This is a genomic window from Pseudomonas oryzagri, assembly GCF_020831405.1.
Classification (GTDB): domain Bacteria; phylum Pseudomonadota; class Gammaproteobacteria; order Pseudomonadales; family Pseudomonadaceae; genus Geopseudomonas; species Geopseudomonas oryzagri.
In genome coordinates this window covers 159,256-169,218 of record NZ_JAJHPU010000018.1, presented here as the reverse complement: position 1 = coordinate 169,218, position 9,963 = coordinate 159,256, and the positions used below count along the sequence as shown (strand labels likewise).

Here is a 9,963-nt window from a genome sequence, read left to right as displayed (position 1 = left end):
CGCAGCACGGTGTCGCGGCGCGCCGGGCGGGTCTGCGCCTCGGCCAGCGCCTGGGCGTTGCGCGAGTCGCGCTGGCCGCGGGCGAAGGCGGCCAGCGCCAAGGTTTCGTTGAGGCCGGCGCGGCGTGCCTCGCGCAGCAGGGCACGGCGCTGGGCGTCGGGGCGCGCCGCGCCGGCGGCGGCCACCGCGCCGAGCAGGTGCATCAGCAGCACGCCGTCGAGCTGCTCGGCGGCGTGCTGGCCGAGGCGCTGGCGCAGGTCGGCCCAGTCGGCCAGCTCGAGGCGGCGGTCCAGCCACTGGCCGAGCGCACCGCCGAGCAGGGCGCCGGGCACGCTGGCCAGCACGAAGCCGGCCACCCCGCCCAGCACGCTGGCCGGCCACAGCATCAGGCGCGCTCCGCCAGCAGGCGCTCGACTTCGGCGAGGCGCTCGCGGGTGCCGACGTCGACCCAGCGGCCGCGGAAGTGCTCGCCGCTGACCTGGTCGCGGGCCATGGCGTCGAGCAGCAGCGGCGCCAGCTTGAAGGCGCCCGGCTGGCAATCGACGAATAGCGCCGGGTCGAGCACGGCGATGCCGCTGTAGGTCAGGCCGACCTGCCCGGCGCGCGCACAGACGCGACCGTCCTGCAGGCGGAAGTCGCCCTCGGGGTGGTGCACCGGGTTGTCGACCAGCACCAGGTGGGCCAGGCCCTGCGGGGCGCGACGCAGTTCGGCGAAGGGGTAGTCGGTCCAGATGTCGCCGTTGACCAGCAGAAACGGCTCGTCGCCCAGCAGCGGCAGGGCGCGCTGGATGCCGCCGCCGGTCTCCAGCGGCTCGCCCTCGGCCGAGTAGGCGATGCGCACGCCGAAGCGCGCGCCGTCGCCCAGGTAGTCCTCGATCTGCTGGCCGAGCCAGGCGTGGTTGATCACCAGCTCGTTGAAGCCGGCCGCCGCCAGGGCACGGATATGGTGCTCGATCAGCGGCATGCCGCCGACCGGCAGCAGCGGCTTGGGGGTGTGCAGGGTCAGCGGGCGCATGCGCTCGCCCTTGCCGGCGGCGAGGATCATCGCCTTCATGCCGCGGCCTCCCGGGGCAGGCCGGCGAGCAGTTCGCCGAGCGGTGCCAGTTCGCCATGGCGGGCGATCACCGCGTCGAGGTAGGCGAAGAAGCGGGGCACGTCGGTCAGGTACTTGGGCTTGCCGTCGCGATGGCAGATCCGCGCGAAGATGCCGATCACCTTGAGGTGGCGCTGCGCGCCCATCAGGTCGCTGGCGCGCTGGAATTCTTCGAAGCTGGCCGGCAGCGGGATGCCCGCCGCCCCGGCGAGCTGCCAGTAGCGGCGCAGCCAGCCCTCGACGCGCGCCTCGGGCCAGCTGAGGAAGGCATCCTTGAACAGGCAGGTGACGTCGTAGGTCACCGGACCGTGCACCGCGTCCTGGAAGTCCAGCACGCCGGGATTGGGGGTGCTGAGCATCAGGTTGCGCGGCATGTAGTCGCGATGCACCAGCACGCGCGGCTGGGCCAGGGCGCTGGCCACCAGCAGGTCGCAGGTGGCGTTCCAGGCCGCCAGGGCGGCGCCCTCGAGGGTCACGCCGAGGTGGCGCTGCAGGTACCAGTCGGGGAACAGCTGCAGCTCGCGGCGCAGCAGCGCCTCGTCGTAGGCCGGCAGCTGGCCGGCCACCGGCAGGCGCTGGAAGGCCACCAGCGCCTGCAGGGCATCCTCGAACAGCGCGTCGGCGTCGGCGTTGCCGGCGTCGATCACCTCCAGGTAGGTCTGCCGGCCAAGGTCGGGCAGCAGCAGGAAGCCCTGCTCGAGGTCGGCGGCGAGGATCTCCGGCACGTGCACGCCGGCAGCGGCGAGCAGTCCGGCGACCTTGACGAACGGGCGGCAGTCCTCCTGCGGCGGCGGCGCGTCCATGACGATCAAGCTGCGCGTGCCGTCTTCCCAGCGGAAGTAGCGGCGGAAACTGGCATCGCTGCTCGCCGGGGTCAGGACCGCGGCGCCCGGCAGCCCCCAGCCGCGCGCGGCGAACAGGGGCGGCAGGCAGCCGTCGAGCCAGGCCACCAGGTTTTCGAATCGACCATCCACAGACATTCGCAGGCTCCCCTTCTAGCTAGCCGTTGCGTGACGCATTGATTTATTATCGCGGATCTTACTCCAGCCCATCGAAAGGCGTGCGGCCGCACCGGCTGTTGGCGCGCAGGAAGCCCGGACATAACATCAGATGGCTCTTACCCCCCCCGTGTTCCGCAGAAAGTTCCCCCTTCTGGTCACCGGCAGCCTGCTGGCGCTGGGGTCCGCTCCCATCCTGCATGCCGCCGAGCAGTTCGCCTGTCAGGCTTCCGCCACCGGCGGCTGGGCCTGCGCCCCGAAGACTCCCAGCGCCGCCACGCCGCCGCGCCCGCAGCCGGCCGCCGCGCCGAGCACCGCCCAACCGGCGGAGGATAGCGCACCGGCGGCCGCCGAGCCGCAGCTGGCCAGCGACAACGGCGGCCGCGCGCTGGCCGCGCGCAGCGCCGACTACAGCCACCTCGACTGGGTGCCGCGCGAGCAACTGACCGCGAACCAGCTGGCCGAGATCGCGCCCTACTGCGCCGGCACCTACGTCGAACCGGCGCGCCCGGGCATGGACGACAAGACCCCGCTGCGCGACGCGCCGACCTTCGTCTCCGCGCGCGCCACCCGCTTCGAGCAGCAGACCGAGACCAGCACCCTGGCCGGCGACGTGGTGCTGCGCCAGGGCAGCATGCAGGCCGAGGCCGACGAGGCCAGCCTGCACCAGCAGGAGAACCGCGGCGAACTGAAGGGCAACGTGCGCCTGCGCGACAAGGGCTTCCTGGTCGTCGGCGACCGCGCCGAGCTGCAGCTGGACAACGGCGAGGCGCAGGTCGAAAACGCCGAGTACGTGATCCATTCGGCCAAGGCCCGCGGCAGCGCGCAGTATGCCAAGCGCCAGGAAGACGCCGTGGTGCGCCTCAAGGACGGCACCTACACCCGCTGCGAGCCGGGCGAGAACACCTGGCACCTGAAGGGCAACAACGTCACCCTCAACCCGGCCACCGGTTTCGGCACCGCCACCAACGTGACCCTGCGGGTGAAGGATGTGCCGGTGTTCTACACCCCGTACATCTACTTCCCGATCGACGAGCGCCGCCAGTCCGGCTTCCTCGCGCCGAGCTTCGCCAGCTCCAGCGACAACGGCTTCACCCTGCAGACGCCCTACTACTTCAACCTGGCGCCCAACTACGACGCTACCCTGTACCCGACCTGGATGGCCGATCGCGGCCTGCTGATGGAAGGCGAGTTCCGCTACCTGACTCCGGGCAGCGAAGGCCAGGCCGGCGCCGCCTGGCTCGACGACCGCAACGACGACCGCGAACTGCAGTCGGAGTTCGAAGACCAGCGCTGGATGTACAGCTGGCAGCACAAGGGCGGCCTGGACCAGCGCCTGCTCGCCGAGATCGACTACACCGACATCAGCGACCCCTACTACTTCCAGGATCTGGACACCGACCTCGACATTTCCCAGCCGGACTTTCTCGACCAGCGCGGCAGCCTGACCTGGCGCGGCGACAGCTACACCGCCAGCCTGCTCGCCCACGCCTACGAGCCGACCAGCGTGGTCGACGTCACCCCCTACGACCGCCTGCCGCAGCTCAGCCTCGACGGTCGCCTGCCGTTCCAGCCGGGCGGCCTGCAGGTTACCTACGGCACCGAGTTCGTCAGCTTCCAGCGCAGCCTGCGCAGCGGCTTGTTCACCAACGACGACGGCATCACCCAGCCCTGGTACGACAACAACCTGCAGGGCCTCGCCCGCAGCGAGGGCGAGCGCCTGCACCTCGAGCCGGGCGTCAGCCTGCCGCTGGCCAACAGCTGGGGCTTCCTCACTCCGTCCGTGAAGTACGCCTACACCCGCTACGACCTGGACATCGACCAGCAGGGCCTCAACAGCCTGCTCGCCGAACAGCAGTTCGACAGCAGTCAGGACCGCCAGGTGCCGATCTACAGCCTCGATTCGGGCCTGTACTTCGATCGCCGTACCCCGCTGTTCGGCGCAGGCACCCGGCAGACCCTCGAGCCGCGCGCCTTCTACCTGTACGTGCCGGAGAAGGACCAGACCGACATCCCGGTGTTCGACAGCAGCGAGAGCAGCTTCAGCTACGCGTCGCTGTGGCGCGACAACCGCTTCTCCGGCAAGGACCGCATCGGCGACGAGAACCGCCTGTCGCTCGGCGTGACCAGCCGCTGGATCCAGGCCAACGGCTTCGAGCGCCAGCGCGTCAGCCTCGGCCAGGCGCTGTATTTCGCCGACCGCAAGGTACAGATGCCCGGCATCGACTACCGCGACCGCGACGACGCGCAGTCCTCGGTATCGCCCTACGCGCTCGAATATCTCTATCGCTTCAACCGCGACTGGCACCTGACTTCCGACTTCAACTGGGATCCGGACAGCCACCACACCCGCTCCGGCAGCGCCATGTTCCACTACCAGCCGGAGGCCAACCCGAACAAGGTGGTCAACCTCGGCTACCGCTACCGCAACGACTCGGTGCGCTACGACCAGTCCACCGGCACCTGGAACTTCAACAACGACTTCGGCACGCCGGGCAGCGCCAACTTCATCAAGGACTACTACAAGATCAGCCAGCACGACATTTCGACCATCTGGCCGATCGCCCAGCAGTGGAGCGTGATCGCCCGCTGGCAGCACGACTACAGCCGCAACCGCACCCTCGAGGCCTTCGGCGGCTTCGAGTACGACAGCTGCTGCTGGAAGCTGCGTCTGATCAACCGCTACTGGGTCGACTACAACGAGACCGACCTCAACCCGGACGCCAACGACGAGGGCGACCGCGGCATCTTCCTGCAGATCGTCCTCAAGGGCCTCGGCGGAGTGGTTGGCAACCGCGTGGAGTCCTTCCTCGACCAAGGCATTCAAGGCTACCGTGAACGTGAAGACCAAGCTTATCAATAACCTGCGCCCGCTGGCCGCCGGTCTCCTGCTGCTCTGCGGCGCCGCCCACGCCGAGGTGAAACCGCTCGACCGGGTGGTCGCCATCGTCGACAACGACGTGATCATGCAGAGCCAGCTCGACCGTCGCCTCCAGGAGGTGCAGCAGAACCTGGCCAAGCGCGGCGGCGAGCAACCGCCGCGCGAAGCGCTGGCGCCGCAGGTGCTGGAACGCCTGATCGTCGAGAACCTGCAACTGCAGATCGGCGAGCGCTCCGGCATCCGCATCGGCGACGAGGAGCTCAACCAGGCGATGGCCACCATCGCCCAGCGCAACAAGCTGACCCTCGAGCAGTTCCGTGCCGCCCTGGCCCGCGACGGCCTGTCCTACGACGAGGCCCGCGAGCAGGTGCGCCGCGAGATGATCATCAGCCGCGTGCGCCAGCGCCGGGTCGCCGAGCGCATCCAGGTCAGCGACCAGGAGGTGGAGAACTTCCTCGCCTCCGATCTCGGCAAGCTGCAGCTGTCGGAGGAGTTCCACCTGGCCAACATCCTCGTCCCACTCAGCGAGGGCGCCTCGGCGCAGGAGATCCAGGAAGCCGGCCGCAAGGCGGTGGAGATCTACAACCAGCTGGGCCGTGGCGCCGACTTCGCCCGTCTGGCCGCCGCCCACTCGGCCGGCGAGAACGCCCTGGAAGGCGGCGAGATCGGCTGGCGCAAGGCCGCCCAGCTGCCGCCGCCGTTCGACGCGATGATCGGCGCGCTGAGCCCCGGCCAGGTCACCGAACCGGTGCGCACCCCGGCCGGCTTCATTCTGATCAAGCTGATCGACAAGCGCGGCGGCGACAGCGGCCTGCTGCGCGAGGAGTTCCACGTCCGCCACATCCTGCTCAAGCCCAGCGAGATCCGCAGCGACGAGCAGACCCGCGTGCTCGCCGAACGCCTGTACGAACGCCTGCAGGCCGGCGAAGACTTCGCCGCGCTGGCCAAGAGCTTCTCCGAAGACCCGGGCTCGGCGCTCAACGGCGGCGACCTCAACTGGGTCGACCCGGGCGCCCTGGTGGCGGAGTTCCGTGAAGTGATGAGCGAGACGCCGCCGGGCCAGCTGTCGCAGCCGTTCCGCAGCCCGTTCGGCTGGCACGTGCTGCAGGTGCTGGAGCGCCGCACCAGCGACGCCAGCGGCAAGGCCCGCGAGCAGCAGGCGCTGAATCTGCTGCGCAACCGCAAGTACGACGAGGAACTGCAGAACTGGCTGCGCCAGATCCGCAGCGAAGCCTACGTGGAAACCCGTCTGTGACCGCCGCCCGGCGCTTCGCGCTGACCCCCGGCGAGCCGGCCGGCATCGGCCCCGACCTGTGCCTGCTGCTCGCCCGCGAAGCGCAGCCGCACGCGCTGATCGCGGTGGCCAGCCGCGACCTGCTGGCCGCGCGCGCCGCGCAGCTGGGCCTGGACATCGCCCTGCTCGCGGTCGGCCCCGGTGCCTGGCCGAGCGCCCCGGCGCCGGCCGGCAGCCTGTACGTGTGGGACACCCCGCTGGCCGCCCCGGCGCTCGCCGGCCAACTCGATGCGCGCAACGCGTCCTACGTGCTGGAAACCCTGCTGCGCGCCGGCAACGGCTGCCTCGACGGCAGCTTCGCCGGGATGATCACCGCACCGGTGCACAAGGGCGTGATCAACGAGGCCGGCATTCCCTTCTCCGGGCACACCGAATTCCTCGCCGAACTGACCCATACCGAGCAGGTGGTGATGATGCTCGCCACCCGCGGCCTGCGCGTCGCCCTGGTGACCACCCACCTGCCCTTGCGCGCGGTGGCCGACGCCATCACCACCGAACGCCTGGCCCGCGTCGCGCGCATTCTCGACGCCGACCTGCGCGACAAGTTTGGCATCGCCAAACCGCGCATCCTGGTCTGCGGCCTCAACCCGCATGCCGGCGAGGGCGGCCACCTGGGCCGCGAGGAACTCGAGATCATCGAACCGACGCTGACGCAGCTGCGCGCCGAGGGCCTCGACCTGGTCGGCCCGCTGCCGGCCGATACCCTGTTCACCCCCAAGCACCTCGAGCACTGCGACGCGGTGCTGGCCATGTACCACGACCAGGGCCTGCCGGTGCTCAAGTACAAGGGCTTCGGCGCGGCGGTCAACGTCACCCTGGGCCTGCCGATCGTGCGCACCTCGGTCGACCACGGCACCGCCCTGGACCTCGCCGGCAGCGGCAAGGTCGACACCGGCAGCCTGCAGGTGGCCCTGGAAACCGCCTACCAGATGAGCGCCGGTCAAGCATAGGCCGGCAGCGGCCGGCGCCCTCGCGCGGCCCATCCTCTGCGCGCCAGCCCGCGCCGACCATCCCGGCGTGAGGCTGGCGCCCCCTTTCACTGCTAGACTGCGGCTCTTTTGCATTCGCTTCGAGCCCGCGGCCCGGAGCCTGGAGCTGCCCTCATGTCCGAGCTGTACCAACATCGCGCCCGCAAGCGCTTCGGCCAGAACTTCCTGCACGATGCCGGAGTGATTCACCGCATCCTGCGCGCCATCCACGCGCGCCCGGGCGAGCACCTGCTGGAGATCGGCCCCGGCCAGGGCGCGCTCACCGAGGGTCTGCTCGGCAGCGGCGCGCGGCTCGACGTGATCGAGCTGGACCAGGATCTGGTGCCGCTGCTCAAGATGCGCTTCGGCCTCGATCCGAACTTCAACCTGCACCAGGGCGACGCGCTGAAGTTCGACTTCTCCAGCCTGGCCGGCGGCGAAGACAAGCTGCGGGTGGTCGGCAACCTGCCGTACAACATCTCCACGCCGCTGATCTTCCACCTGCTGGAGCACGCCGGGGTGATCGCCGACATGCACTTCATGCTGCAGAAGGAAGTGGTCGAGCGCCTGGCCGCGGAGCCGGGGGGCGGCGATTGGGGACGGCTGTCGATCATGGTCCAGTACCACTGCCGGGTCGAGCACCTGTTCAATGTCGGTCCGGGCGCCTTCAACCCGCCGCCCAAGGTCGACTCGGCGATCGTCCGTCTGGTGCCGCACGCGGTGCTGCCGCACCCGGCCAAGGACCATCGCCTGCTCGAGCGGGTGGTGCGCGAGGCGTTCAACCAGCGCCGCAAGACCCTGCGCAACACCCTCAAGCAGCTGCTGCCGGCCGCCGCCATCGAGGCCGCCGGTGTCGACGGCGGGCTGCGCCCCGAGCAGCTCGATCTCGCCGCCTTCGTGCGCCTGGCCGACCAGCTGGCGTTGCAGACAAGCCCCGAGTGAATCGCTAAGCTTTTATGTCAGGCCAGTCGAAAACCTTGCCATGAGCACCTCCGATCCGCGCTATCTGATCGACGTCAGTGTCATCACCCGCCACCTGCCCGAACAATCGGTTCCCGAGCAGGAGCGCTACGCCTTCGTCTACACGGTGACCATCCGCAACCAGGGCCTGCTGCCCGCCAAATTGCTGACCCGCCACTGGATCATCACCGACGGCAACGCCAAGGTGCAGGAAGTCCGCGGCGCCGGCGTGGTCGGCGAGCAGCCGCTGCTCGCCCCCGGGCAGAGCCACACCTACACCAGCGGCTGCGTGCTGGCCACGCCGGTGGGCAGCATGTACGGCAGCTTCGGCATGCAGGCCGGCGACGGCCACGACTTCGCCGCGCCGATCCGCCCGTTCAGCCTCGCCGTCCCGGGGGTGCTGCACTGATGGCGCTGTACGCGGTCGGTGACGTGCAGGGCTGCCTGACGCCGCTGCAATGTCTGCTCAGGCAGGTCGCCTTCGATCCCAGCCGCGATCATCTGTGGCTGGTCGGTGACCTGGTCAATCGCGGCCCGCAATCGCTGGAAACCCTGCGCTTCCTGTATGCCATGCGCAACTCGGTGACCACCGTGCTCGGCAACCACGACCTGCACCTGCTGGCCGTGGCGCACAACGTCGAGCGTCTGAAGAAGGGCGATACCCTGCGCGAGATCCTCGACGCGCCGGACCGCGACGATCTGCTCGAGTGGCTGCGTCGCCAGCCGCTGCTGCATCACGACGAGCAGCGGCAGGTCACCCTGGTGCACGCCGGCATCCCGCCGCAGTGGTCGCTGAAGAAGGCGCGCAAGCGCGCCGCCGAGGTCGAGGAGGCGCTGCGCGACGATGCCCGCCTGCCCCTGTTCCTCGATGGAATGTACGGCAACGAGCCGGACAAGTGGAACGGCAAGCTGCGCGGCATCGTCCGTCTGCGCACCATCACCAACTACCTCACCCGCATGCGTTTCTGCACCGCCGAAGGCCGCCTCGACCTGAAGAGCAAGGAGGGCCTGGGCAGCGCGCCGAACGGCTACGCGCCCTGGTTCAGCCACCCCAATCGCAAGACCCGCGGCGAGAAGATCATCTTCGGCCACTGGGCCGCCCTGCAGGGACGCTGCAGCGAGCCCGGCGTCGAGGCGCTGGACTCCGGCTGCGTGTGGGGCGCCGAACTGACCCTGCTCAACGTCGACAGCGGCGAGCGCCACACCTGCAACTGCCACAAGGAGCAACCATGAGCGAATTCAAGCGCATCGATCCCGCCAGCGCCCACCAGCTGCGCCTAGACGGCGCGGTGGTAGTCGACATCCGCGACCCGCAAAGCTTCAGCAACGGCCACATCCGCGGCGCCCGTCACCTGGACAATCACTCGCTGGCCGACTTCATCGCCGGCGCCGATTTCGCCGCGCCGCTGCTGGTGGTCTGCTACCACGGCAACTCCAGCCAGAGCGCCGCCGCCTACCTGGCCCACCAGGGTTTCGAGGAGGTCTACAGCCTCGACGGGGGCTTCGAACTGTGGCACGCCCGCTATCCCGAGGAGGTCGCCCGCGGCGGCGAAGAGTGATTCCCGCACATTTGTAAAAGCTCACCGTCAGTCGATTTTTCCTGCTGCGCTCGGCAACGAGCAGGTCTATGCTAGGGCCGAGGGCTCCCAAAAAAAGGAAAGCCGGCGCACCGGCTTCCAGAGAGGCAGTACGACCATTAGGGGTCGACAGTGGGGGCAGCAGGTTGGCGCCGGAGGCGCTACCGGTGCAGCCCGCCGAGGCCCGCTTCC

At 69.6% G+C, this 9,963-nt stretch carries 9 protein-coding genes and 1 pseudogene; 7 read left to right on the top strand and 3 right to left on the bottom strand.

The window, feature by feature from the left end:
* From LMJ29_RS07730 to LMJ29_RS07720, 3 genes and pseudogenes are all read right to left on the bottom strand, one after another.
* A pseudogene (locus tag LMJ29_RS07730) lies at nucleotides 1-386 on the bottom strand (molecular chaperone DjlA); the annotation flags it as partial.
* Nucleotides 386-1,054, bottom strand: a complete 669-nt coding sequence (gene murU, locus LMJ29_RS07725) for an N-acetylmuramate alpha-1-phosphate uridylyltransferase MurU (protein ID WP_229604935.1) — start codon at nucleotides 1,052-1,054, stop codon at nucleotides 386-388. The pseudogene LMJ29_RS07730 and the gene murU, both read right to left, overlap by 1 nt.
* On the bottom strand, nucleotides 1,051-2,073 hold the full coding sequence (locus tag LMJ29_RS07720; RefSeq protein WP_229604934.1) for an aminoglycoside phosphotransferase family protein: 1,023 nt from the start codon (nucleotides 2,071-2,073) through the stop codon (nucleotides 1,051-1,053). The genes murU and LMJ29_RS07720 overlap by 4 nt, the downstream gene beginning before the upstream one ends.
* 130 nt (nucleotides 2,074-2,203) lie before the next feature.
* On the opposite strand from LMJ29_RS07720, the gene LMJ29_RS07715 reads away from it, so the two are divergent.
* The 7 genes from LMJ29_RS07715 to glpE all read left to right on the top strand — a co-directional run bounded on the left by LMJ29_RS07715 (nucleotide 2,204) and on the right by glpE (nucleotide 9,753).
* Nucleotides 2,204-4,954 carry an LPS-assembly protein LptD gene (locus tag LMJ29_RS07715; RefSeq protein WP_229604933.1) on the top strand — a complete coding sequence of 917 codons (2,751 nt, stop codon included), beginning with the start codon at nucleotides 2,204-2,206 and terminating at the stop codon, nucleotides 4,952-4,954.
* Nucleotides 4,932-6,227 (top strand): peptidylprolyl isomerase, encoded by a 1,296-nt coding sequence (locus LMJ29_RS07710; protein WP_229604932.1) that lies wholly within the window; start codon nucleotides 4,932-4,934, stop codon nucleotides 6,225-6,227. The genes LMJ29_RS07715 and LMJ29_RS07710 overlap by 23 nt, the downstream gene beginning before the upstream one ends.
* On the top strand, nucleotides 6,224-7,216 hold the full coding sequence (gene pdxA / locus LMJ29_RS07705; RefSeq protein WP_229604931.1) for a 4-hydroxythreonine-4-phosphate dehydrogenase PdxA: 993 nt from the start codon (nucleotides 6,224-6,226) through the stop codon (nucleotides 7,214-7,216). The genes LMJ29_RS07710 and pdxA overlap by 4 nt, the downstream gene beginning before the upstream one ends.
* A 153-nt stretch (nucleotides 7,217-7,369) precedes the next feature.
* A complete protein-coding gene (gene rsmA, locus LMJ29_RS07700; RefSeq protein WP_229604930.1) occupies nucleotides 7,370-8,176 on the top strand; it encodes a 16S rRNA (adenine(1518)-N(6)/adenine(1519)-N(6))-dimethyltransferase RsmA in 807 nt (268 codons plus the stop codon).
* A 40-nt stretch (nucleotides 8,177-8,216) separates the two neighbouring features.
* On the top strand, nucleotides 8,217-8,603 hold the full coding sequence (apaG, locus tag LMJ29_RS07695) for a Co2+/Mg2+ efflux protein ApaG (RefSeq protein WP_229604929.1): 387 nt from the start codon (nucleotides 8,217-8,219) through the stop codon (nucleotides 8,601-8,603).
* Nucleotides 8,603-9,427: a symmetrical bis(5'-nucleosyl)-tetraphosphatase gene (locus LMJ29_RS07690; RefSeq protein WP_229604928.1), complete on the top strand. Its 825-nt coding sequence runs from the start codon at nucleotides 8,603-8,605 to the stop codon at nucleotides 9,425-9,427. Before apaG ends, LMJ29_RS07690 begins: the two co-directional genes overlap by 1 nt.
* Nucleotides 9,424-9,753, top strand: coding sequence for a thiosulfate sulfurtransferase GlpE (gene glpE / locus LMJ29_RS07685; protein ID WP_229604927.1), 330 nt, complete (start codon nucleotides 9,424-9,426; stop codon nucleotides 9,751-9,753). Before LMJ29_RS07690 ends, glpE begins: the two co-directional genes overlap by 4 nt.
* Nucleotides 9,754-9,963 lie beyond the last annotated feature (210 nt).

What these genes read in the sequence shown, in the direction of transcription:
- murU (WP_229604935.1), bottom strand. Translation starts at nt 1,054, where the DNA reads ATGAAGGCGATGATCCTCGCCGCCGGCAAGGGCGAGCGCATGCGCCCG.
- LMJ29_RS07720 (WP_229604934.1), bottom strand. Translation starts at nt 2,073, where the DNA reads ATGTCTGTGGATGGTCGATTCGAAAACCTGGTGGCCTGGCTCGACGGC.
- LMJ29_RS07715 (WP_229604933.1), top strand. Translation starts at nt 2,204, where the DNA reads ATGGCTCTTACCCCCCCCGTGTTCCGCAGAAAGTTCCCCCTTCTGGTC.
- rsmA (WP_229604930.1), top strand. Translation starts at nt 7,370, where the DNA reads ATGTCCGAGCTGTACCAACATCGCGCCCGCAAGCGCTTCGGCCAGAAC.
- apaG (WP_229604929.1), top strand. Translation starts at nt 8,217, where the DNA reads ATGAGCACCTCCGATCCGCGCTATCTGATCGACGTCAGTGTCATCACC.
- LMJ29_RS07690 (WP_229604928.1), top strand. Translation starts at nt 8,603, where the DNA reads ATGGCGCTGTACGCGGTCGGTGACGTGCAGGGCTGCCTGACGCCGCTG.
- glpE (WP_229604927.1), top strand. Translation starts at nt 9,424, where the DNA reads ATGAGCGAATTCAAGCGCATCGATCCCGCCAGCGCCCACCAGCTGCGC.